Here is a 22,736-nt window from a genome sequence, read left to right as displayed (position 1 = left end):
TGCTACGCGCGCCCGCTGGGCGTTCCTCCCCGAAGCGGCTCTAGAGGGGCAAGTCGGCCGTCCATCCCCGTACCCTGGGGGGATGACCACAGTCGGGCTCGGAATCCCACGCATCGGGTCGCCGCTCAGGCACATCCCGGACGCTGCCGGGCGCCCCGACGTCGACGGCCTCATCGACCGGTTCGGCCGCGTGGCGCGCGACCTCCGGGTGTCGATCACGGAGAAGTGCTCCCTGCGCTGCACGTACTGCATGCCCGAGCAGGGGCTCCCGGCGATCGCCCGCGACGACCTCCTGACGCCGACCGAGATCGGTCGACTCGTCGAGATCGCCGTCCGCGACCTCGGCGTGCACGACATCCGGTTCACGGGCGGCGAGCCGCTCATGCGTCCTGACCTCGCGGAGATCATCGCCCGCAGCTCCGCCGTCGCCGGCGACGCCTCCATCTCCATGACCACGAACGGCATCGGACTCGACAAGCGTGTCGACGAGCTCGTGGCAGCCGGGCTCACCCGCGTGAACATCTCCCTCGACACCGTCGACCGCGACCACTTCGCGCGGCTCACGCGCCGCGACCGCCTGCCCGCCGTCCTGGCCGGCATCGAAGCCGCCAAGCGCGCCGGGCTGACGCCGCTGAAGATCAACGCCGTCCTCATGCGCGACACACTGGACGGCGCGGTCGCCCTGCTCTCCTGGGCGATCGAGAACGGTTGCCGTCTCCGCTTCATCGAGCAGATGCCGCTCGACGCCGACGAGGCGTGGGTGCGGGAGAACATGGTCGACGCGGCCGAGTTGCTCGACGTCCTCGGCTCCCGGTTCACGCTCACCGCTCCGCACCGCGAGGACCCGTCCGCTCCCGCCGAGGAGTGGCTCGTCGACGGCGGCCCGGCGACGGTCGGCATCATCGCCTCGGTCACGCGCTCCTTCTGCGACGACTGCGACCGAACCCGGCTCACGGCCGAGGGGACGATCCGCTCCTGCCTCTTCGGCGACGACGAGACCGACCTCCGAGGCATGCTGCGTTCGGGTGTCGAGGACGTCGAGATCGCGGACCGCTGGCGCGCGGCGATGTGGCACAAGCAGGCCGGGCACCGGATCGCGTCGCCCGACTTCGTCCGTCCGGAGCGGAGCATGGGAGCGATCGGTGGCTGAGACGACGACGCTGCAGGTGCTCGTGCGCTACTTCGCCGCAGCCGAAGAGGCCGCAGGCGTGCCCGAGGAGTCCCTTCCCGCGGTCGCGACGGTGGGCGAACTGAAGTCCGTGCTGCTCGAGCGCTACGGTGACGCGATGGCCAAGGTGCTCGCTTCAGGCTCGTTCCTCGTCGACGGCGTCGTCAGTCGCGACGACGCCCGTCCGCTCGGCGCCCGGGTCGACGTCCTCCCGCCCTTCGCCGGCGGCTAGGACGGCGACGTCGCCGAGCGACCACGCTCGGCCAGGGCGCGGGTCGCGCGGTGTTGGAACCATCGCACGAGGTCCAGGATGCGATGGCGCCGTGCATCCGATTCGTCCTCGTGCGACGCCCGGTAGCCGGGGATCGAATCGACCGGGTAGTCGTCGAGGTTCTCGCAGCGCATCGTCCAGTCGGGGAACCGCCGGTAGTCGATCTCCTCCTCGACCAGGACCCGCAGCTCGCTGTGTCTGGTGTCCTCGCGCAACCGCTGCAGCACGTGGCGCACGACCGCTGGGGGCCCTTCGATCACCTGGAAGAAGTCGTCGCCGCGCACGGCGAGCATGCCAGTGAGGCCCGAGCGTCCGTTGTTGACGCGGGACTGCCGGAGGATCGCTTCGAGCGCGGTCTGGGTCAGCGGCGCAGCGGACGTGCTCACGTAGGTCACGGAGAGCAACGCTGATTCGGGCTGCGTCATACTCCGTGACCCTACACGTCAGATGTCGGATAGGGGCTCATCGCGAAGCCTGCCAGGCGCGACGGGCCACCCCGGCCGACCGGAACATCAGGATGAGCGAGGAGATCGCACCGACGACGGTCGCCAGGAACGCCACGAGTGCGAGCATCTGGAGGAGTTCGCCCACCGACGACGACCGGCCGACGTACGGCGGGATCTCGTCGGACACGGTGTTCCCGACGCCGAAGCCGGCGATGAACATGGCGATGAGACCGAGCCAGACGAGCATGGATCCGAGGGTCGCGACGTGGACCCAGTGCGTGCCGAGCCGCCCGCGCCATCCGAAGGAGGTGAACACCAGGATCGCCGTGAGACCGAGCAGGAACGCGATCGCGACTCCGACGAGGCCGACGGCCAGGGTGGTGGGCGTGAACACCCCGTAGATCGCCTCGAGGCCGTAGGAATCGTCCGTCATCGCGAGCGGTGCCCAGATGAGTTCCTCGATGGGAGCGAGCACCAGCATCACCATCGCGGCGACCGCCCAGACGAGGACGGCGATGCGCCGCGCGCGGAGGTCAGGGTGCGCACCGGTCGTCGACATGGACTCCACGCTAGGCGCTCGGTGACGGTGCCGCACCGAGCAACGCCAGTCGCTTCGCCAGGTAGGGCGCGGTGCGGCTGTCGGGGTTTGCGGCGACGGCATCCGGGGTGCCCGCGGCCACGATGCGTCCACCAGCGTCACCACCGGACGGTCCGAGGTCGATCACCCAGTCGGCCGCCGCGACGACGTCCATCTCGTGCTCGACCACGACGACGGTGTCGCCGGAGTCGACGAGCGCGTTCAACTGCGCCAGGAGACGACGGACGTCGGCCGGATGGAGGCCGGTCGTCGGCTCGTCGAGGAGGTAGAGGGTGTGACCGCGTCGCACCCTCTGGAGTTCCGTCGCGAGCTTGATGCGCTGCGCCTCACCGCCCGACAGCTCGGTGGCCGGCTGGCCGAGCCGCAGGTACCCCAGGCCGACCTCGAGCAGGGTGCGGAGGCTGCGCGCCGCCGCCGGAACGGCCGCGAGGAACTCGGCCGCCTGCTCGACGGTGAGTGCGAGGACGTCTGCGATCGACTTCCCGTCGTAGGTGACCTCGAGGGTCTCGGCGTTGTACCGGGCGCCGTTGCAGGTCGGGCACTTCCCGTAGCTGCCGGGGAGGAACAGCAGTTCGACCGACACGAAGCCCTCACCGAGGCAGGTCTCGCAGCGACCTCCCGCGACGTTGAACGAGAACCGGCCGGCCGTGTACCCGCGCTCGCGGGCGAGGTCCGTGGCGGCGAACGCGGTGCGGACGGCGTCGAACAGCCCGGTGTAGGTCGCGAGGTTCGACCGCGGGGTTCGACCGATGGGCTTCTGGTCGACCCGGACGAGGCGGTCCACGTGCTCGAGCCCTCGCACCCGACGCACGGTGAGCGTGTCGGCGTGTCCGTCCGGCACCGTCGCCTCCGCCAGGCCGGAACCCTCGGTCGCATCGGTCTCGGTGGGCACCTCGTCGTCATCGTCTGCGGTGTCGTCCGTCGTCCGGCCGGCTGCCCGCAGGTGGTCGCGCACGACGTCGCGGAGGACGCGGCTCACGAGGGTCGATTTACCGGAACCCGAGACACCGGTGACGGCGACGAAGGTCCCGAGGGGGATCGAGGCGTCGACGCCGGCGAGGTTGTGGAGCGTGATGCCCTCGACCTCGAGCCAATCGCGCGTCTCACGGAGTGCTCGTCGCTCGGGAGCCGGACCGTGCTGTTCGGGGAAGAGGAACGGGCGGGTCGCCGAGGCCTGGACCTCGGCGAGACCCTCGACGGCCCCGCTGTAGAGCACGTCGCCGCCACCCTCGCCTGCACCGGGGCCGACGTCGACGATCCAGTCCGCGTTCCGGACGACGTCCATGTTGTGCTCGACGACGTAGACCGAGTTGCCCGAGCGCTTCAGCTGCTCCAGCACCTCGAGGAGGGGCTCCGCATCGGCCGGGTGCAGACCCGCTGACGGTTCGTCGAGGACGTAGACCACGCCGAAGAGCCCGGAGCGCAGCTGGGTCGCGAGCCGGAGCCGTTGCATCTCGCCGGGGGAGAGCGTCGTCGTCACACGCCCGAGCCCGAGGTAGCCGAGTCCGAGGTCGGTGAGCACGCGGATGCGCGCGAGGAGATCGGTCGTGATGGCGACGGCGACATCGGTGCGCTCGCCGGAGAGCGTGGTCGGGAGTGCGGGCGCCGCGTCCTTCAGCTCAGTGGTGGGGCGGATGACCTCGGCGAGCTCCGTCATCGGCAGGGCGTTGAGCTCCGCGATCGTGCGGCCGGCGAAGGTGACCGCGAGCGCCTCACGGCGGAGTCCCGTGCCGTGGCAGAGCGGGCACGGACCCGAGCGCACGAATTGCAGCACCTTGTTCCGCATCATCTGGCTCTTCGAGTCGGAGAGGGTGTGGAAGACGTACTGCTTGGCGCTCCAGAACATCCCGTTGTACGGCTTGGCGACCCGGTCTCGTTGCGGCGTGATCTGCACGACCGGCTGCTCCTCGGTGAAGAGGATCCAGTCGCGGTCCTCCTGGTCGAGCTCCCGCCAGGGGCGGTCGACGTCGTATCCGAGGGCGATGGTGATGTCGCGGAGGTTCTTCGCCTGCCAGGCTCCCGGCCAGGCGGCGATCGCTCCCTCGCGGATGCTCAGCGACGGGTCGGGCACGAGGGAATCCTCGGTGACCGTGTGTGCGACGCCGATGCCGTGGCACTCCGGGCAGGCGCCGACGGCGGTGTTGGGGGAGAAGGCGTCGGAGTCGAGTCGGGTCGTGAACCCCTCCGGGAACGTGCCGGCGCGCGAGAAGAGCATGCGGAGCGAGTTCGAGAGGGTCGTCACCGTGCCGACGCTGGAGCGCGAGCTGGGGGCGCCGCGTCGCTGCTGCAGGGCGACCGCCGGTGGCAGGCCGGAGATCGAGTCGACGTGCGGGTCGTGACCCTGCTGGATCAGTCGCCTGGCGTATGGGGCGACGGACTCGAGGTACCGCCGCTGCGCCTCGGTGAAGATGGTGCCGAACGCGAGCGACGACTTGCCCGAGCCGGAGACCCCGGTGAAGGCGACGATCGCATCGCGCGGCACGTCGACGTCCACGTTGCGGAGGTTGTTCTCGTTGGCTCCCCGGACGCGGACGAACGGGTCGGATGCTTCGGGGGCGTTTTCGGGCATCAGATCACCCTACGTCGCTCGCTGCCGTGATGCGGAGTGGTTGACGCGCCCCCACAGGTGTGCGGGCGGCGATCGACGTGCGCTCAGCCGACCAGGGTCGCGCGTGCGTCGGAGACCAACAGGTACAGGGCGCGACTCGAACCGGGAAATCGTTCGAAGCCGAATCGCTCGTAGAACGGGATGACGTCGTCGGTCAGGGCGTGGACCAGGATCGCTCGCATCCCGATGATCTCCGCCGCGCTGATCGCTTGAAGGACGGCATGCTGCAGGAGGGCGGTTCCGAGGCCGAGGCCGGTGAACTCCTGATCGATGGCGAGCCGGCCGATCAGGACGACGGGAATCGGATCGGGTGCCCGGTGCGCGAGCCGCTGCGGCGCATCTTCTCGAACGAGCGAACTCGCCGAGAGGCAGTAGTAACCCGCGACGCGACCCTCGGTCGTCACCGAGACCATCGTCTTCGACCCACCGCTGCGCTCGTTGTTCCGTGCGTATCCGCGGAGCCAGCTGTCGAGGACGTCGACGCCGCAGCGGAAGTCGGAGAGGACGTCTCCAGTAGCGAGCGGCCGTGGAGTCCGGAAGTCAGTCAACGAAGATCGTGGGTCGGTTCAGGAGGTCGCGGAGTCCGTCGATCGAACGCGCTGGGCGTTCCAGGATCGCTTCGAACTGTTCGAAGGCGGCCGCGTCCACGCGGATGTCGCGCTCACGGCGGATGACGTCAGCCGCCCGTTCCGTAGCGGCGGACGTGGTGAAATCGGTGATGGACCGACCTTCGATCGCTGCGGCGGCGGCGATCGCGTCCTTCTGTGCGCTGGTGACGCGGACCTCGATGCGCTTGTCTTTCAGCGGAGATGCCATGCCGTCATTGTACGGCAATCTTCCGTACGGAGTCGATGTCGGAGGTCGGAGGCAGGATCGTCCTCATGACTCGCGGACGTTCCTGGCACGGCTGTGTCTTCATCGGCGTGAGCCTCGACGGGTTCATCGCGGGGCCCGACGGCGACCTCGGCTGGCTCACGGAGCTCGAGCCGCGGGAGCATGCCGCGGATGCGCCGGGGAGGCACCCGGCGCTCGACTGGGATTCGTTCTTCCCGACGATCGACACCCTCGTGATGGGACGTACCACCTACGACACTGTGCTCGGCTTCGGCGAGTGGCCGTTCGAGGGCAAGCGGGTCGTCGTGCTGAGCACCACGCTCGAGGCCGGGGACGACCGCATCACGGTCGCCGGGTCGCTCGACGAAGCGACCGCCCTGCTCGACGAGGCCGGGGCCGGCCGCGTCTACGTCGACGGAGGCAGGACCATCCAGGCGTTCCTCGGTGCGGGCCTCGTCGACGAGCTCACCGTGTCGGTCGCGCCGGTGCTCATCGGCTCGGGCGCCCGCCTCTTCGGCGACCTCGACGCCGACGTCCGCCTGCGGCTCCGCGGCACCCACGCGACGCCCGAGGACGGGCTCGTGCGCATCACCTACGACGTGCTGCCGCGCTGACAGCTCGCTTCACCCCGAATGGTCGCCCACGCTTCGTGCGTGCGACCACTCGGGGCGAATCGAGGGCGGGCCGATCGTTCACAGACCGACCCACTCCGTCTCGCCGTCGGCCAGGTACTGGCGCTTCCAGATGGGGACGGTGCGCTTGATCTCCTCGACCAGACGCTCGCAGGCGGCGAACGCCTCGGCCCGGTGCGCAGCGGCGACGGCGGCGACGAGGGCCAGGTCGCCGACGACGAGCGACCCGACGCGGTGGGCGGCGGCGACGCGGAGGCCGGTCTCCGCGGCGACCGTCCGGCAGCAGTCCTCGAGGAACCGTTGGGCGTCGGGGTGGGCGCGGTAGTCGAGGGCGTCGACCGCCTCGCCGTGGTCGTGGTCGCGCACGATCCCTCGGAAGGCCACGAGTGCGCCGTTGGCGGGCGCCGCGACGAAGTCCTCGATCGCGTGTGCGTCGAGTGGCGACTCCGAGATGAGCGCCAGGACCTCGGGGACCGTCGACTCACTCATGCGCGCCACCTCCGGCGATCTGGGCGACGAGGTGGTCGAGCAGGCCGCCGAGGACCGCGAGCCCGTCCTTGACGCCGCCGGTCGACCCCGGCAGGTTCACCACGACGGTGCCGCCTGAGACCCCCGCGAGCCCGCGACTGAGCGCCGCGGTCGGGGTCTTGGTCGACCCGAGGGTGCGGATCGCCTCCGAGATGCCGGGCAGTTCGCGGTGGAGGTGGGGCTGCGTCGCCTCCGGGGTGCGATCGCTCGGCGAGAGGCCGGTGCCGCCCGTCGTGATGAGCACCGCGGGCGCGGCGTCCAGGGCTGCCGTGATCGCGAGGTGCACGTCGGCGTCGGACACGACCGTCACCGCATCGACCGCGTAGTCGTGTTCGGACAGCCATGCGGAGATGTGGGGCCCCGTGAGGTCCTCGCGCGTGCCGGCCGCGCCGGCGGTCGACGCGACGATGACGGCCGCGGTTCGCGGACGGACCGTCCGCGCCACAGGTGCTTCGATCGGCTCCGACGCTTCCGGCGTCCAGTTCCCGCGCTTGCCGCCGGACTTCCCGAGCAGCCGGATGTCGCCGAGGACCGAGGCCGGGTCGACGGCCTTGACCATGTCGTGCAGCGTCAGGCCGGCGATCGAAGCGGCCGTCAGGGCCTCCATCTCGACCCCGGTCTGGCCGGTGGTCTTCGCCGTCGCGGTGATGACGATCGAGTCCTCGGTGAAGGCGAAGTCGAGGCTCACCGACGACAGCGCGAGCTGGTGGCACAGCGGGATGAGCTCGCTCGTCCGCTTGGCCCCCGCGATCCCCGCGATGCGCGCGGTCGCGATGACGTCCGCCTTCGGCAGACCGTCCGCCTGGACGAGCGCGATCACGTCCGGTCGGGTGGTGAACGTCGCCGTCGCCGTCGCGACCCGCTTCGTCGTGGCCTTGTCGCCGACATCGACCATGCGTGCGCGGCCGTCGTCGTCGAGGTGTGTGAGCCCGGTCATAGTGCCCATGCTTCCACAGCGTCACCGGCGTCGAGTTCGAGGGTGTCCTCCGGGATCACGATCAGCACGTCGGACGCCGCGAGCCCGGCCACGAGGTGGGAGCCGGGGCCTGCGACCGGTTCGACCCGGCCGTCGTCTCGTCGGCGTCCGCGGAGGAACTGTCGCTTGCCGGGCACCGAACGCGCGGCCACCGCGAGTTCGGCCGGCACACGCGACGCCTGCGGCAGCCCGGCGACCCGGCGGAGGACCGGAGCGACGAAGACCTCGAACGAGAGCTGGGTGCTCACCGGGTTGCCGGGGAACGCGATGATCGGGACACCCCGGTGGGCACCGAGCGCCTGCGGACCGCCGGGCTGCATCGCGACCGAGCCGATCCAGCCGCCCGATGGCCCGAGGACGTCACGGACGACCTCGTGTTCTCCCATGGAGATCCCGCCTGAGGTGAGGATGAGATCGACCTCGCCGTGGAGGTCGTCGAGCAGCGCGAGCAGGACGTCGGCATCGTCGACGACGCGCGCACGAGCGGCGACCTCGGCCCCGGCTGCGACGACGGCGGCCGCCAGCGCGGTCCCGTTGGAGTCGAAGGTCTGGCCGAGCGTCGGCGTCTCGCCGGGTTCGACGAGTTCGGCACCGGTCGTGACGATCGCGACCCGCACCCGCCGACGCACCTCGACGGTCGTGATGCCGGCCGCAGCCAACACGGCGAGGTGTCGTGAAGCGAGGCGGAGGCCGGCCGGCAGCAGCTCCTCACCGGCGCGGACGTCGCTCCCGCGCTCCCGGACGAACAGTCCCACCGGGCGCTCGCCGCCGTTGCGCGGACGACCGAGGACGACGGTCTCGACACCGTGGGAATCCGTCTCGACCTCGCTCTCCTCGACGGGCACGACGACGTCCGCACCCGGCGGAACGACCGCGCCCGTCATGATGCGCACCGAGGTTCCCGGCTCGAGCGGCGCCGGGTCGATCGGGCGCGCGGCGATCTCGCCCACCACTCGCAGTCGCGTCTCATCACCCGAGAGGTCTGCTGCCCGAACCGCGAAACCGTCCATCTGCGAGTTGCGGAACAGCGGCAGGTCGACCGGTGACGGCACCGCCACGGCCGTCACCCGAGCTGCGGCCTCGTCGATCGGCACGTGCTCGGCGCCGGTGTCGGTCACGTCGTCGAGGAGGGCTGCGACGTCGGAGGCGTGTTGCTCGACGGTCTTCCGACTCGTGGGCGGTGGCGTCGTCATGGTGGTTCCCGTCGTCGAGGTCGGTCGGTGGGGCTGCACGGGGTGTTCGGAGCCGCGGTCAGTAGCGGGGGACGGTCGGGTCCACGAGGCGCGACCAGGCGTCGATACCGCCTTCGAGATGGACTGCGGAGTAGCCGCGCTCGAGGAGCAGGCGGAGCGCTGACTCGGACCGGATGCCGTGGTGGCAGTAGACGATCACGGGCGTTTCGGGGTCGAGACCGTGGAGTGTCTCGGGGAGCGAGCCGAGCGGCATCAGCGTCGAGCCGGGCAACCGGGCGATCTCCGCCTCCCACGGCTCCCGGACGTCGAGCAGGACGGCCTCGTCGTCGCTCGCCGCCAGCTGTGGTGCGGTGATCGTGCGTCCGGCGTGTCGCGGCTCGTGGGGTGCTGCCGCTGCGGCGCTCGCCGCATCCCCTCCCGGCGTCCGGTGCAGGTGCTCGTCCAGCGACACCTGTCGGGCGCCCGCGGGGTCTCGCTCGTACCGGAGTTCGCGGAACCCGCCGCTCAGTCCGTCGAACATCGTCACACGGCCGAGCGAGAGGGTCCCGACCCCGGTGAGCACCTTGATCGCCTCGGTCGCCATGATGGACCCGATGACCCCGACCGTGGTGGGCAGGACGCCGCCGGCTTCGCAGGAGAGCACCGAGCCGTCCGTCGGCGGGTGGGGGAAGAGGTCGCGGTAGCGCGGGCCGCGGGACGACCAGCTGAGCCCGGCCTGCCCGCCGTACTGCGAGACCGCACCCCAGACGAGCGGGACGTCGGCGAGCGTCGCGGCGTCGTCGACCAGATACCGGGTCTCGAAGTTGTCGCTGCCGTCGATGACGAGGTCGATCTCCGCGTCGGCCAGGAGACCCATGATCTCGCCGGGTCCGAGGCGGAGGCGGTGCCTGAGGATCGTCGCATCGGTGTTGACGGCGAGGGCGCGGTCGGCGGCGGAGTCGACCTTCGGACGGCCGACGTCCGCGGTGCGGTGGACGGTCTGCCGATGCAGATTGCTGAGCTCGACCGTGTCGTCGTCCACGAGGTGGATCGCGCCTTCGCCGGAACCGACACCGGCAGCGGCCAGCGCCGGGATGACGATGCTGCCGAGGCCACCCGCGCCGACGATCAGCACCCGTGCGTCTGCGAGGCGCTGCTGCGCCGCTGGTCCGAACCCGGGGAGGGCGAGCTGCCTGGCGTACCGCGCGGTCGAGGACATGCGCCGATTATCCCACCGGCACCGTGCCCGACGACCCTCAGACCGGCTTGACGGGCGTGCGCAGGAGGCAGAAGGCGTTGCCCTCGGGATCGGCGAGCACGTGCCACGACTCGTCGCCGGTCTGCCCGATGTCGGTCGGGCGTGCACCGAGGGCGAGCAGGCGCTCGAGCTCGGCGTCCTGGTCGCCGTCGGTCGGGCTGACGTCGATGTGGAGCTTCGACTTCGGCTGCGGCGGGTCGTCGCTGCGGCTGAGGATGATCGTCGGCTGCGATCCACCGAAGCCGTCCCGGGCTCCGATCTCCACCCCGTCCTCGTCTCGGTCGAGCACGACGAAGTCGAGGACGTCGCACCAGAAGCGGGCGAGCGCTTCCGGATCGCGGCAGTCCAGGACGAGTTCACTGATGCGACATGACATGACGGCAATGTACCGGCGCGTTCCTCGTGGCGGAAGCCGTTGCGGAGCTATCGACCGTCGGACACGCCACGGTCCGTCTCGGCCCAGTCGGTCAGTGTGATCACGAAGCCACGGACGAGGCGGTCGAAGCTGCGGTCGAGGTCTCGATCGAGGCCGAAGGAGCCGGCCGCCTCGAGCGAGACGAAGCCGTGCAGGGTGGACCGGAACGCGCGGATCGCGTCGATGGCGTCGTCGCCGCGAAGTTCATAGGCTGTGAGGACGTCGCTGATGACCTGGATGGCGCCGAGCGATGCCGCCGTGTCCTCCTCGTCCTCCGGCCCGGCGATCCACTGCGCGGCCGTATAGCGTGCCGGGTGCTTCAGGGCCCACTCCCGGTAGGCCCCGGCCATCACCGTGATCGCGTCCGCGCCCGAACGGCCGACGGCCGCGCGCCGTAGGACGTCGCCGAGTTCGCCCTTCGCCTGGAGGGAGATGCCCCGGCGGAGTCCGGCGAGCGAGTCGAGGTGTTTGTAGAGCGAGGGCTGCCGGACGCCGAGCCGTTCGGCGAGGGCGGCGAGGGTCAGCCCCTCGAGCCCCACCTCGTCGGCGAGTTCAGCCGCTTCGTCCACCACGCGCGTGCGGCTGAGTCCCGCCCTAGGCACGGTGCAGCGCCGACTGGAGGAAGCCGAGGACGGCCTGCGAGGTGACCTCGGGCTGTTGGGCCTGCGGGTAGTGGCCGGCGTCCTCGACGAGGACGACCTCCGCCTGCAGGGTGTCGCCGATCCAACGGGCCTCTGCCGCGGGGTCGGGGAAGTCGGGGTCCTCGGTGCCCATGATCACGAGCGTCGGAGCGCTCACACCGGGGAGCGCAGCCTCGGCCGGGGCGTGGTCGGTCCGTCTCGTCGTCTGCGAGAAGGCCTTGCCGTAGGCGGGGCGGCGCAGGCTCGCGAAGACGGCGGCGAGGTGGTCGTCGAAGTCGACCGGCTTCCGGCCCGCGTTCAACGTGGGGAGGTAGGCCTTCCAGACCCGTGCGACCCACAGCGGAGCCATCATGGCGCGGAACAAGGCGAGCATGAACCCGCTCGCCTTCGGGTTGCGGACGAAGGGCCCGACGAGCACGAGACCGGACACATCGTCGGGGTGCTCGGCGGCGACGATCACGCCCGCGCCGGCAGCGAGGGAGTTGCCGACGATGACGGCCGGGGTGCCCAGTTCGCGGATGAGGGCGTGGATGTCCGAGGCGGTCGCGACGTCGCCGTAGGACGAGAACGTCGTGTCGCTGTCGCCGTGACCACGGAGGTCGGTGGAGGCGACGCGGTAGCCGGCCTGGACGAGTGCGGGGGCGAGGAAGCGGTAGGAGGAGCGGAGCTCGCCCATTCCCGGGACGAGGACGACGAGCGGGCCGTCGCCCTGGAGCTCGTAGGCGATCTTGCCCTCGGGGCGGTCGAGGTGGCGGGTGGCGGGCCCTGTCGATGCCGGGTTCGTGTTCATGAAGCTAGTGTGCATTGCCTTTTAGCTAATGTCAATAGCTTTTACGGACCGCCTGTCGGAGCAGCCTCATCGACTCGGCACCGGCTCCGAACACTGTCGCCGATACTCGGCGACCGTGTCGACCTTCGGCAGGATGAGGAGGAGTGCCAGGTAGACGAGACCGGCGGTCCCGCCTGTGAAGAGGAGGAGGAAGAGGGCGACGGTGCGGACCCAGTCCACACGGAAGTCGCCGTACGCGGCGATGCCGGCGCACAGGCCGCCGAACCAGCTCCCTTCCCCGATGCGACAGAAGAATCGACCGCGAGCGGGATAGGCGAGGATCCGGGTCGGCGGTGCTTCCTGTTCGACGGAGCCCGTCTCCGCGAGGATCCTCGCGAGCTGTTCGTCGTCGATCGCGGCGCCAGGGGTCGTCGCCATCGATCGCAGGCGGTCTCCGAGCGCCGTCTCGAGGTCGCGTACGGTCTCGTCCGCATCGGGGTCGGTGCCGAGTGCGGCGCGGGTGTTCGACAGGTAGCGGACCAGGTGGGCGTGTGCGGCGGCCGTCAGCGGGATCGTCTCCGCATGCCCACTCAGGCTCATGTGGTGGATCTGTTCCATGTCAGTGTCCGATCGTCGTGATCATGTCGGTGAGGGAGGACCAATAAGTGCGGAAGTTCTGGAGCTGTACTCGTCCGGCTTCGGTCAGGGAGAGGTACTTGCGAGGCGGGCCGGACGTGGACTCCTGCCAGTCGTGCGCCAGGAGCTCTTCGCGTCGGAGCTTGTTCAGGAGCGGATACAGCGTGGCTTCCTGGACGGGGAAGCCGGCTTCGCGGAGCGCCGTCGCTATCTCGCCCGCGTAGCGTCGCTGATGCTCGACCGAAGCGAGCACAAGGGGTTCGAGCATGCCTCGGCGGAGTGCCGCGAGCTTGCTATCTGGTTCCATACCGGTACTGTAACACGAATCGGTACCGGGCGGGACGTCGTCAGGCGAGGTCTGTCCACCAGCGGACGCCGTCGAGGGTGACGCGCGTGGTCTCCTCGTGATGGAGGACGACGAGCAGGACGTCGTCGCAGTGTCGACAGCGCACCACCCACGCGTCCGGGGTGCCGAACACCAGCTCCGCGGCGAGGGGCGAGACGTCGCGGCACCCGAGGCACTGTGACATCGTGTCGCTCGGGTCGGTGCCGGTCAGTTCCGACAGGGTGCCGGCGAGGACGTTCCCGTCCAGATGCGAGGTCATCACGCGCCTCCGAACCGCTCGGTCTTGATGCGGGCGGGATCATGGCCGATCGCGACGAGGGTGTCGGCGACGGACTCGACGAAGCCGGTCGGTCCGCAGACGAACACCGACAGGGCCTCGTCGCCGGCGGCCTCGAGTGCCTGGAGGTCGGCCGCGACGAGGCGGCCGGCGGGACGAGCCCAGCCGTCGGGCGCTCGCCGGGTGTAGATCCAGGTGACCTCGACCCCGGTCGCAGTGGCGAGCTCGTCGGCGAAGAAGGCGTCCTGCGGTGAGCGGACCGAGTAGACGAGTCGGAACGGCGCCGTGCTCCCGGCCGCCTCGTGCGCTCGCACCATCGCCATGAGCGGCACGATGCCCGAACCGCCGCCGATCAGGAGGACCGGCTCCGTGTCCTCGGGCCGCCAGACGAACCAGCCGCCCAACGGCCCCCGCACCTCGACCTGGTCGCCGACCTCGATCGCGTCGACGAGGAACGGTGAGACCTCGCCGTCGGGGACCCGGTCGACGGCGATCTCGATGCGGTCACCGGCGTCCGCCGAGGCGATCGAATAGGAGCGGACCGCCTGGTAGCCGTCGGGTGCGGTGAGACGGACGTCGGCGTGCTGCCCGGCGAGGTTCCCGCCCCAGCCGGGGGCGTCGAGGATGAGGCTCCGCCCCGACGGGGTCAGCTGCGTCGCCGCGACCACGGTGGCCGCCTTCCAGACGTCGACATGGCCCGTGCGCCTCACGAGTACCGCTGTTCGAGCCAGGGGTCACCGTAGGCGTGATAGCCGTTCTGCTCCCAGAACCCCGGTTCGTCGTCCTGTTGCATGACGAGGCCGCGGATCCACTTCGCGCTCTTCCAGAAGTAGAGGTGCGGGATGAGGAGCCTCGCCGGCCCGCCGTGCTCCGCGGCGAGCGGCTCGCCGTCGAAGCCGGTGGCGATCCAGGCCTTGCCGTCCAGGAGGTCGTCGAGTGGGACGTTGGTCGTGTAGCCGCCGTAGGAGTGGGCCATCACGAAGTCGTAGCCGCTCTCGACCTCGGCGAAGAGCGTGTCGAGGGAGACGCCCTGCCAGCTCGTGCCGAGCTTCGTCCAGCGCGTCACGCAGTGGATGTCGCGGGTGATGTCGTCCTGCTGGAGCGCCTGCATGGCCGCCCAGTCCCAACGGTGGGTCTCACCCGTCTCCGTCCGGATCTGGAACTCCCACGCATCGGTGTCGATCCGCGGCGTGGGCCCGGCGGACAGGACGGGGAAGTCCTCGGTGAGGAACTGCCCGGGCGGGAGCCGGTCGTCCTGCTCCCGTGCCCGTCCTCCGAAACCGCGTGTGAACACCGCCATGTCGACCTCCTCAGGATGGTCATCACCCTAGTGAGCGGGTGTCGGTGAAACCAGACCCTCCTGGGGCCACCAAGTGGTTCCGGCCCCGCTCAGCCGGTGATGAGGTTCGACAGCGCGTCGATCGAGTGGACGACGGCGAGGGCGCCGGTGGCCTCCGCCGGCGAGCCGTAGCCCCACTCGACGAGGATCGTCGGAATCCCGTGCGCCGCTGCGCCCTCGATGTCGTGGAGGCGGTCGCCGACGAGCACGGTGCGGGACGTGTCGACGCCGGCGGCGGTGAGGCGCCGGAGGGCCTCGCCGACGACGTCGGCCTTGCTGCTGCGCACCTCGTCCTCCGAGGCGCCGGTGACGACGGTGAAGTACTGGCTCAGACCGAAGTGGTCGAGGATCGTGTTCGCCTGCGACTCGGGCTTCGAGGTCGCGAGCCCGATCGGGATGCCGGCCTCGGAGATGCGCGCGAGCAGCCCGGCGACGCCTGGGAACACCGCGGTGCCGACCTCGGCACCCTCGATGGCGACCTGGCGGCGGTACTCGGTGAGGGCGAGCTGCGACTGCAGCGGGTCCATGCCCGCGAAGTCGCGGAAGGAGTCGAGCAGCGGCGGCCCGACCCAGCGCAGCAGGGACTCGTCGGACGGGACGGGGGCACCGACGTTCGCCAGCGTCGCCTTCATGCGGGAGATGATGCCGGGAGCCGAGTCCACGATCGTGCCGTCGAGGTCGAACAGCACGCAGGACCAGCTGCGGTGGAAGGACACGGTCGTACTGGCGAGGTAGAGATCGGTCACACGCTCCATCCTAGGGCGACCCCTCCGGCCGGGTTCGATGCCCAGCGCGGTGCGCTGACGTGAGCGCGGGCATGGCGGCGTGAGCGCGGTGGCCCGGGCGTGAGTGTGCGTCGCGGCCCGAGCGCGGTGCTGGCGCACGAACGCGGGTCTCCGGAGGGGCGCGCTCGAGTGCATACCCCGCGCTCGCGTCAGCGCACCGCGCTGGCCGACCCACAGGGAAGGGTTGTCAACCGGTTGCCAGAGTCGTAGGCTGACAGGACCGGCAGCCCCACTGTCTGGTTCCCGATGACGAGAACGAACGCGAAGGCGGAAGCGCACGTGAATGCACAACACCCGGTGAGCTGGACCCTGTCGGGCTTCGGCGACGAGATCGACGCCGACCCCACGACGCAGATCGCCGTGCTCGAGGCGCTCGGTGCATCGCACATCGAGGTCCGGAGCGCGTGGGGCGTCAACATCATCGACCTCGACGCCGACCAGCTCGCCCGACTCGGTGCGCAGCTGGAGCGGTCGGGCATGGGTGTGTCCGCCATCGGCTCACCGATCGGCAAGGTCGACGTGGCCCTCGACGCCGAGCTGGAGGTCGCCCGCCTCTCGCGAGCGATCGCCGCTGCACACGCCCTCGGGACCCCGAACATCCGCATCTTCTCGTTCTTCCGCGGCGAGGGCGTCCCGGTGGAGACCATCCGCGACGACGTCCTGGTCCGCATGCGCCTGCTCGCCGACCTCGCCGAGCGTGAGGGGGTCGTGCTCCTGCACGAGAACGAGAAGGACATCTACGGCGACGTCCCGGAGCGCATCCTCGACCTCGTCGAGTCGGTCGGATCACCGGCACTCCGTCTCGCCTGGGACAACGCGAACTTCGTCCAGGTGGGCGTCGCTCCGTTCGACGACGGCTACGCGATGCTGCGCCCCTACCTCGACTACCTGCAGGTCAAGGACGCGGTCGCCGCGAGCGGCCAGGTCGTGCCGTCCGGCGATGGCGACGGGCAACTGCGTGAGACGCTCACGGCGTTGCGCGACGACGGCTACACCGGGTTCGCCTCGCTCGAGCCGCACCTCGCCGACACCCACGCGCTCGGCGGCTTCTCCGGTCCCGCCTCGTTCGGCGTCGCCGCCCGGGCCTTCCGGAGGCTCACCGACGAGCTGGGGATCGAGCTGCGATGAGCCGCGGGCCAGCCCCCGTCCTCCGCCGCGTCGCCGTGATCGGGTGCGGTGACATCTGCACACTCCACCTCGCGGCGATCGGAACGGTCCCCGGCGCGCAGCTCGTGGCGGTGTGCGACGTCGACACCGGCCGGCTCGATGCGGCGATGGCCACGACGGGTGTCCCGGGCTTCACCGACCTCGATCGGCTGTTCGACGAGGCGCGACCCGACGTCGTGCACATCTGCACCCCGCACCACTTGCACGCCGACCAGGCGATCCGAGCGCTCGAGCGCGGGATCAGCGTCATCCTCGAGAAGCCCCTTGCCCACACGCGCGAGGAGGCCGAACGGCTCCTGGCCGCTGCTGAGCACAGTCGCGCGAAGATCGCGGTGTGCTTCCAGAACCGCTACAACCAGCCGGCGGAACGCGCCAAGGAACTCCTCGACTCGGGTGAGCTCGGCGCAGTGCTCGGCGCCTCGGCGGTCGTGCCGTGGCATCGGACGGCGGCCTACTACGAGGATCGCCCTTGGCGTGGTCGCTGGGCGACCGGCGGCGGCGGTCTCCTCATGAATCAGGCGATCCACACGATCGACCTCGTGCAGTGGTTGGTCGGCGACCCGGTCGAGGCGACGGGATCGATCGCCACCCGCGCGCTCGCCGAGGTGATCGAGGTCGAGGACACGGCCGAGCTCCGCATCGTGCACGCGGGAGGCGCGACGAGCACGGTCTACGCGACGGTCGCCGGGGTCGCGAACCTGCCCGTGACGATCGACGTCGTCTGCGAGCGGGGCACGCTGAGCCTCGGCGCCGAACTCACTGTCCGCTTCGCCGACGGGCGCGTCGAGACCACGGTCGAGCGCGTGACGGCCAGCGGAGCGCGTGCCTACTGGGGCGTCTCCCATGAACGGCTGATCCAGGACTTCTACGCGGGGCTCGACGAGCCGGGCGCCTTCTGGCTCCACCCCGCAGAAGCGCGGAAGGCGTTCGACGTGATCCAGGACGTCTACGACGCGGCGATCCCCGAGCGACGGTCGCCGCTCCTCGCCGCGCAGCCCGGCGGTCGCTGACACACGGCCGGTCGTGGATTAGCGACGGCTCAGGACGCTTTGTCCCGCTTGACGAGCAGCTGCGCTCCCGCCGGGTCGGGGAACCGCTCCACGTCTCGGACGGCCGTCTGCAGGACGGTGTCGAGGTGCTGGGACGCCAGGCTGACGCCACCCATCGCCACCGCCTCCGAACCGAGCGAGGAGACGACCACGTCCGGTGGCAGCGGGCAGATCCCGCCGAGGGTGCGGATGAAGCGCGGCAGGAAGACGTCCGCGCCCGGAGCGCTGCCGCCTCCGACCACGAGGAGTTCCGGATCGAGTGCGAGGACCATGGCCGCCGCGCCGGTGGCCAGGTCGTCCGCGAACTCCTCCATCGCCGTCAGGGCGATCCGGTCACCGGCACGAGCCGCCTCGAAGATCGCTTCGCGGGACGGCCGTGGAGAGCCGAGGACCGACTCGCCGTACCGCTCGTTCAAGCGGGACCACCGGAGTTCGGGCATCTCGCCGACGATCCCTGCGGCACCGTGCACGCCGCGATGCACCTTTCCGTCGACGATGGAGGCCGCGCTGGTGCGCACGCCGCAGAGGAGGTAGACGACGTCGCGGTGGCCCTGTGCTGCGCCGACGGTCAGTTCCGCGCGGGCGCCGAGCGCGACGTCGCCCTCCACCAGGACGGCTCCGTCGAACTCCTGCTCGAACCGCTCGCGCAGGTTCAGTCCGACCCAGTCCGGCAGCCCCGTTCCGCCGAAGTGCAGCACCTCGCCGTCTCGGCCGATCGCACCCGGGGAGCCCACGGCGACGATCCACACCGACCCGCGGGTGAGGCTGAGGGTGCTGAGCACCGCATCGCCGGTCGCCAGCGCCAGGGTGATGCGCTCGGTCGCGCCCGTGTCCTCGGGCAGGCGAGCCGTGCGCTGGCCCAGGACGGCACCGGCGAGGTCCGTCACGACGGCGTGGATGTGGTTCGCGCCGATGTCGAGTGACAGGAGGTGGCCGAGTCCGGCCCGCGCGCTGAAGGCGGTGGCCGGTCGGCCGATCCGGGACGCCGAGGCGCGTTGGACGGATTCGAGCCAGCCCATCTCGACGAGGTCCGTCACGATCGCGTCGATGGCCGTCCGAGACAGCCCGGACGCGTTCGCCAACTCCCGCAGGGTGAGTGGCTCCGGGAGCAGGGCGCGCAGCACACCGAGCGAGTTCATCCTCCGGAGCAACGATCGACTGCCCATCGATCCGCCGGAGGGCTCCACCATCGCCTCTCGAGGCATCCGCCATTCCCCCCTTGCGACTTTTCACGGCACATTGCAGTATTAACTCCGCCTCCTCGACTCTACCCGCGGCAGCCCCGCGGTGGCAGGCGTGAATCCCGCGTCGATCCCGAGAGCGCCCATCCAGACAGAAAGCCGGCCATGCTGCACACCTTCACCTTCGGTGACCTCCGCGTCCCCGCGAACCTCGCCGGCGAACCGACCGCCACGAGCACCGGCTTCGTCGTGCCCGCCGGTCCGGTCGCGATCCTCCACCCCTTCGGCGACACCGGGTTCTACCGGCACGGCTGGAACTCGTGGAGCCCGAGCGGCTGGACCACCACGGACGGCGAGACCATCGGCATCAAGAACAACCCCGACCGGCTGCTCACCGCCGACGATGCGGTCAACGAGACCCCGCACCTCCACTCCGGCAGCGGTGTCGGAGCCATCGCGGGACCGGACGGCACCGTGCTGCTCATCGGGACCCTCGGGCTCGGCAACCCCAGGGTCGGTGCCGACCGCAACACGATCTGGGCGCGGAGCGAGACCGACGAAGCCGAGTGGTTCGTCACGTTCGGACCGGAGCAGCAGGCCTTCGCCGACTACGCGGCCATCCTGTCCGAACGGCTCGGGCGGCGCTCGCAGCGCGCCGGTCGCGTCTGGAGCAGTTGGTACTCCTACTACGAGGGCATCGACGAGGAGCTGGTCGCCCGCACCGTGGCCGACCTCACCGGGTACCCCTTCGACGTGTTCCAGCTCGACGACGGCTGGGAGCCGATCGTGGGCGACTGGACGGCCGGTCCGGACTTCCCGTCCGGCATGCAGGCGACCGCCGGTCGCATCGCCGAGGCCGGGTTCCGCCCGGGGCTCTGGCTCGCCCCCATGATCGCGCTTCCCGAATCCACGATCGCGCGGGAGCGCCCCGACCTCCTCGTGCAGGACGACGCAGGCCGCCCGCTGGCGACCGGCTACAACTGGAACTCCCACTACTACTCGCTCGACACCACGCAGCGGGAGGTGCAGGACCACCTCCGCGAGGTCTTCGAGCGCGTCACCGGGTGGGGTTTCAGCTACCTCAAGCTCGACTTCATGTACGCGGGGGCCGTCGCCGGTCGGCGGCATCAGGACGTCCACCGCGAGACCGCCTACCGGGACGCGATCTCGTTCATCAGGGAGACCGTCGGCGACGACGTGTACCTGCTCGGCTGCGGCGTCCCGATGATCCCGTCCATCGGGGTGTTCGACGGCGCGCGCGTGGGGCCGGATGTCGGTCCGTTCTGGGACAACGCCGAACGGGTCGGCGACCCGTCGGGCGTCGGCGCATGGAACTCGATCGTCGACTCCGTCAACCGCGTCTGGCTGAAGGACGTCTACGAGGTCGACCCCGACGCCGTCTACTTCCGCAGCGCCCGCAACCTCCTCGACCCGGACGAGCGACGCATGCTCCAGGACGTGGCGGCCATCCTCGAGTTCAAGTCGACCTCCGATCCGGTGGTGTGGCTGCACGAGAGCGAGCGAGCCGAACTCCGGCAGTACCTCACGGAGACCCCCACGGTCGAGCAGACAGGGCGGTTCACCTTCCGGCTCGACGGCCGCGAGGTCGACCTGACGGCCGTCGTGGCAGGGGAGGCCCGGTCCAACACCTCGTACATCGGGTGATGCTTGGCGCTCGCCGGAGACCCGGCCCTATCCGATAAACGAACGCCGATCCTCCAAAGATGGAGCTACCACGGACTCGTGAGATTCTGGGCAGGATGAGCGTGAATGCTGGGCCCGCGGAGCGGTTCGAGGCCGCGGGCGGCGACGTCGACGACGCGCGCGAGCTGTACCGCGAGGCGTACCAGATCGGCGGGATCACCGTCGAACCGACGGCCACCGACTTCGGATACCGCTTCACGTCCATCGGCGACGCCGACCTCGCGCTGCGCGCGTCGCAGGTCGAGGGCCGGATCACGGGTGCTTCCTTCACCCAGGACGAGTACGTGGTGACCTGGCTCACGCGTGGCGAGGGCGTGATGGACCTGCTCGGCTCGCCGATGAAGCTCCACCCTGGCGTGCCCTCGATGTTCGCGAATGACCGGCCCGCGCAGTTCGATCTCATCGACTATCGGCTCAACATGATGCACTTCGGCGGTGCGTACGTGGAAGGCGTCGCGGCGGACACCGAGGGGTCGGTGGGTCCGATCCGGTTCGACACGACGTTCCGCCCGTCGGGCGACGCCCTGCGGCGTTGGACCGAGACGGTGGCGACCGTCGCGCGCGTGATCTACGACGACGGGAGTTCCGCGGTGCTGCGCGCCGAGGCGAACCGAGCGGCCGCCGTCACGTTGCTCGAGGTCTTCCCACATCTCGCTCTGCAGCCACGGACCGATCTGGCGGTTCCTCCGAGCAGCAAGGCCCGCGCCGCCGTCGAGTTCATGGTCGCGAACGCCCACCGACCCATCGCGACCGCGGAGATCGCGGAGGCCGCCGGGCTCAGCCTGCGCAGCCTGCAGGCGGCGTTCCGCCGTGAGTACGACGTCACCGCCACGGACTACCTGCGCTCGATCCGCCTCGATCGCGTGTGGCAGGAGTTGCGGGATGCGGAACCGGGCCTGGCCACGGTCGCCGAGGTCGCCAGACGGTGGGGGTTCACCCACCTCGGGCGGTTCGCGGCCTCCTACACGAGCCGCTTCGGCGAGTACCCGAGTGTCACCCTCGCGTCGAGCGCCCGCTGAGTGGAATTCCGGTCCCTGAGTGGCATCCCCGGTCCCTGAGCCTGTCGAAGGGCGGCACCCCGAAGCTGAGTGCTCCCACCAACGAGGCCTGTCCGGCGCGGGCACCCGGTACGGTGTCCGGATGACGACTGGACGATACTCCGGTTCCCCATGGCAGTAGGGGCGACGCGACGCGACGCGCAGCTCGTGCTCGACGACCTCTCCTTCCGGATCATCTCCACGACCGCCGATCGCGACCCCGGCGCGGCCCGCTTCGTCCTCGTCCACGGTGTCGGCACCTCGCACCGGTACTTCGCCCGGCTGCACGACGACCTCGCCCGCGACAGTGACACCGTCTCCGTCGACCTCCCCGGGTTCGGTGGTCAGGCGAGGCCCGTCCGCACGGTCGAGGTCGGAGAGATGGCGACGGCACTCGGGCACGCGCTGGACACGCTCGGGACCGCGCCGTTCGTCCTCGTCGGTCATTCCATGGGCGCGCAGTGGGTCGTCGAACTGGCCGCTCAGCGCCCCGATCTGGCGCGTGCCGTCGTCATCATCGGTCCGGTGACGGACCGCGATCATCGGTCGATGGTGGCGCAGGCGCTGGCACTCGCGTGGGACACGGTCGGTGAGACCATGAGCGTGAACCGACGGGTCTTCGTCGACTACCTCCGCGCAGGGCCGTCGTGGTTCCTGCGGCAGGTGCGACGGATGGTCGACTTCCCCATCGAGGACCGCATCGTCGAGGTCACCGCTCCCGTGCTCGTCGTCCGCGGCGGGAACGACCCAATCGCCGGTACGGGATGGAGTCGGTTGCTTCGTGATCGGGCGTCACACGGTTCGATGGCGGTCGTGCCCGGCCACCGGCACGTCGTGCAGCACACGGCACCACGAGCGATCGCCTCGGCGATCCGTGCCTTCGTCGCCACCTAGGCTGA

27 protein-coding genes are annotated in these 22,736 nt (G+C 70.4%); 8 read left to right on the top strand and 19 right to left on the bottom strand.

Annotation, left to right across the window (positions count from 1 at the left end):
- Positions 1-82: 82 nt before the first annotated feature.
- Positions 83-1,150 carry a GTP 3',8-cyclase MoaA gene (gene moaA, locus A4X17_RS01760; protein ID WP_064293946.1) on the top strand — a complete coding sequence of 356 codons (1,068 nt, stop codon included), beginning with the start codon at positions 83-85 and terminating at the stop codon, positions 1,148-1,150.
- Positions 1,143-1,400, top strand: coding sequence for a MoaD/ThiS family protein (locus tag A4X17_RS01755; RefSeq protein ID WP_064293945.1), 258 nt, complete (start codon positions 1,143-1,145; stop codon positions 1,398-1,400). Before moaA ends, A4X17_RS01755 begins: the two co-directional genes overlap by 8 nt.
- Here A4X17_RS01755 and A4X17_RS01750 read toward each other — a convergent pair.
- From A4X17_RS01750 to A4X17_RS01730, 5 genes are all read right to left on the bottom strand, one after another.
- Entirely contained in the window at positions 1,397-1,864 is a 468-nt protein-coding gene (locus A4X17_RS01750) for a BLUF domain-containing protein (RefSeq protein ID WP_064293944.1), read from the bottom strand. The two genes, A4X17_RS01755 and A4X17_RS01750, sit on opposite strands and share 4 nt — an antisense overlap.
- A 37-nt stretch (positions 1,865-1,901) precedes the next feature.
- A complete protein-coding gene (locus A4X17_RS01745) occupies positions 1,902-2,444 on the bottom strand; it encodes a hypothetical protein (protein ID WP_157583284.1) in 543 nt (180 codons plus the stop codon).
- A 10-nt stretch (positions 2,445-2,454) separates the two neighbouring features.
- Entirely contained in the window at positions 2,455-5,052 is a 2,598-nt protein-coding gene (locus A4X17_RS01740) for an excinuclease ABC subunit UvrA (RefSeq protein ID WP_064293942.1), read from the bottom strand.
- 83 nt (positions 5,053-5,135) lie between these two features.
- Positions 5,136-5,639 carry a GNAT family N-acetyltransferase gene (locus tag A4X17_RS01735; RefSeq protein WP_064293941.1) on the bottom strand — a complete coding sequence of 168 codons (504 nt, stop codon included), beginning with the start codon at positions 5,637-5,639 and terminating at the stop codon, positions 5,136-5,138.
- Positions 5,632-5,907: a DUF1778 domain-containing protein gene (locus tag A4X17_RS01730; RefSeq protein WP_064293940.1), complete on the bottom strand. Its 276-nt coding sequence runs from the start codon at positions 5,905-5,907 to the stop codon at positions 5,632-5,634. Before A4X17_RS01730 ends, A4X17_RS01735 begins: the two co-directional genes overlap by 8 nt.
- Positions 5,908-5,972: 65 nt before the next feature.
- Here A4X17_RS01730 and A4X17_RS01725 point away from each other — a divergent pair, with 65 nt between their 5' ends.
- Positions 5,973-6,539: a dihydrofolate reductase family protein gene (locus A4X17_RS01725; protein WP_064294119.1), complete on the top strand. Its 567-nt coding sequence runs from the start codon at positions 5,973-5,975 to the stop codon at positions 6,537-6,539.
- Positions 6,540-6,617: 78 nt separating this feature from the next.
- On the opposite strand, the gene A4X17_RS01720 is transcribed toward A4X17_RS01725, so the two are convergent.
- From A4X17_RS01720 to A4X17_RS01660, 13 genes are all read right to left on the bottom strand, one after another.
- Positions 6,618-7,046 carry a molybdenum cofactor biosynthesis protein MoaE gene (locus A4X17_RS01720; RefSeq protein ID WP_064293939.1) on the bottom strand — a complete coding sequence of 143 codons (429 nt, stop codon included), beginning with the start codon at positions 7,044-7,046 and terminating at the stop codon, positions 6,618-6,620.
- On the bottom strand, positions 7,039-8,022 hold the full coding sequence (gene moaCB, locus A4X17_RS01715) for a bifunctional molybdenum cofactor biosynthesis protein MoaC/MoaB (protein ID WP_064293938.1): 984 nt from the start codon (positions 8,020-8,022) through the stop codon (positions 7,039-7,041). Before moaCB ends, A4X17_RS01720 begins: the two co-directional genes overlap by 8 nt.
- Positions 8,019-9,254, bottom strand: coding sequence for a gephyrin-like molybdotransferase Glp (gene glp, locus A4X17_RS01710; RefSeq protein WP_064293937.1), 1,236 nt, complete (start codon positions 9,252-9,254; stop codon positions 8,019-8,021). Before glp ends, moaCB begins: the two co-directional genes overlap by 4 nt.
- 58 nt (positions 9,255-9,312) lie before the next feature.
- Positions 9,313-10,452 (bottom strand): ThiF family adenylyltransferase, encoded by a 1,140-nt coding sequence (locus A4X17_RS01705; protein ID WP_064293936.1) that lies wholly within the window; start codon positions 10,450-10,452, stop codon positions 9,313-9,315.
- 37 nt (positions 10,453-10,489) lie between these two features.
- Positions 10,490-10,867: a VOC family protein gene (locus tag A4X17_RS01700; protein ID WP_064293935.1), complete on the bottom strand. Its 378-nt coding sequence runs from the start codon at positions 10,865-10,867 to the stop codon at positions 10,490-10,492.
- Between the two features lie 47 nt (positions 10,868-10,914).
- The gene (locus A4X17_RS19795) at positions 10,915-11,478 is read right to left on the bottom strand and encodes a TetR/AcrR family transcriptional regulator (protein WP_197478993.1); all 564 of its coding nucleotides are present in this window, start codon (positions 11,476-11,478) and stop codon (positions 10,915-10,917) included.
- Positions 11,479-11,500: 22 nt separating this feature from the next.
- Entirely contained in the window at positions 11,501-12,337 is an 837-nt protein-coding gene (locus tag A4X17_RS01690; RefSeq protein ID WP_064293933.1) for an alpha/beta fold hydrolase, read from the bottom strand.
- 66 nt (positions 12,338-12,403) lie between these two features.
- Positions 12,404-12,934 carry a PspC domain-containing protein gene (locus A4X17_RS01685; protein WP_197478992.1) on the bottom strand — a complete coding sequence of 177 codons (531 nt, stop codon included), beginning with the start codon at positions 12,932-12,934 and terminating at the stop codon, positions 12,404-12,406.
- 1 nt (position 12,935) lies between these two features.
- The gene (locus A4X17_RS01680) at positions 12,936-13,259 is read right to left on the bottom strand and encodes a PadR family transcriptional regulator (protein WP_064293932.1); all 324 of its coding nucleotides are present in this window, start codon (positions 13,257-13,259) and stop codon (positions 12,936-12,938) included.
- A 40-nt stretch (positions 13,260-13,299) separates the two neighbouring features.
- A complete protein-coding gene (locus tag A4X17_RS01675; protein WP_064293931.1) occupies positions 13,300-13,557 on the bottom strand; it encodes a DUF6510 family protein in 258 nt (85 codons plus the stop codon).
- Complete coding sequence (locus tag A4X17_RS01670) at positions 13,557-14,285, bottom strand: ferredoxin reductase (RefSeq protein ID WP_197478991.1); 729 nt, start codon at positions 14,283-14,285, stop codon at positions 13,557-13,559. The genes A4X17_RS01675 and A4X17_RS01670 overlap by 1 nt, the downstream gene beginning before the upstream one ends.
- A complete protein-coding gene (locus tag A4X17_RS01665) occupies positions 14,282-14,875 on the bottom strand; it encodes a sulfite oxidase-like oxidoreductase (protein ID WP_064293929.1) in 594 nt (197 codons plus the stop codon). The genes A4X17_RS01670 and A4X17_RS01665 overlap by 4 nt, the downstream gene beginning before the upstream one ends.
- Before the next feature lie 89 nt (positions 14,876-14,964).
- Positions 14,965-15,660 (bottom strand): HAD hydrolase-like protein, encoded by a 696-nt coding sequence (locus A4X17_RS01660; protein WP_231884265.1) that lies wholly within the window; start codon positions 15,658-15,660, stop codon positions 14,965-14,967.
- Positions 15,661-15,945: 285 nt separating this feature from the next.
- On the opposite strand from A4X17_RS01660, the gene A4X17_RS01655 reads away from it, so the two are divergent.
- Entirely contained in the window at positions 15,946-16,827 is an 882-nt protein-coding gene (locus A4X17_RS01655) for a sugar phosphate isomerase/epimerase (RefSeq protein WP_064293927.1), read from the top strand.
- On the top strand, positions 16,824-17,876 hold the full coding sequence (locus tag A4X17_RS01650; protein WP_064293926.1) for a Gfo/Idh/MocA family protein: 1,053 nt from the start codon (positions 16,824-16,826) through the stop codon (positions 17,874-17,876). The genes A4X17_RS01655 and A4X17_RS01650 overlap by 4 nt, the downstream gene beginning before the upstream one ends.
- A 29-nt stretch (positions 17,877-17,905) precedes the next feature.
- Here the strand turns inward: A4X17_RS01650 and A4X17_RS01645 are convergent, their stop codons facing one another.
- Positions 17,906-19,054, bottom strand: a complete 1,149-nt coding sequence (locus A4X17_RS01645) for an ROK family transcriptional regulator (RefSeq protein ID WP_231884264.1) — start codon at positions 19,052-19,054, stop codon at positions 17,906-17,908.
- 207 nt (positions 19,055-19,261) lie between these two features.
- Here A4X17_RS01645 and A4X17_RS01640 point away from each other — a divergent pair, with 207 nt between their 5' ends.
- The 3 genes from A4X17_RS01640 (at position 19,262) to A4X17_RS01630 (ending at position 22,731) form a co-directional block, all read left to right on the top strand.
- Positions 19,262-20,761, top strand: coding sequence for a glycoside hydrolase family 36 protein (locus A4X17_RS01640; RefSeq protein ID WP_064293925.1), 1,500 nt, complete (start codon positions 19,262-19,264; stop codon positions 20,759-20,761).
- A 95-nt stretch (positions 20,762-20,856) separates the two neighbouring features.
- Positions 20,857-21,819 carry a helix-turn-helix domain-containing protein gene (locus A4X17_RS01635; RefSeq protein ID WP_064293924.1) on the top strand — a complete coding sequence of 321 codons (963 nt, stop codon included), beginning with the start codon at positions 20,857-20,859 and terminating at the stop codon, positions 21,817-21,819.
- A 150-nt stretch (positions 21,820-21,969) separates the two neighbouring features.
- Positions 21,970-22,731: an alpha/beta fold hydrolase gene (locus A4X17_RS01630; protein ID WP_064293923.1), complete on the top strand. Its 762-nt coding sequence runs from the start codon at positions 21,970-21,972 to the stop codon at positions 22,729-22,731.
- The last annotated feature ends 5 nt before the right edge of the window (positions 22,732-22,736 follow it).

The organism is Plantibacter sp. H53, from assembly GCF_001650455.1.
Classification (GTDB): Bacteria; Actinomycetota; Actinomycetes; order Actinomycetales; family Microbacteriaceae; genus Plantibacter; species Plantibacter flavus_A.
This window is presented reverse-complemented; position numbering and strand designations above follow the sequence as displayed.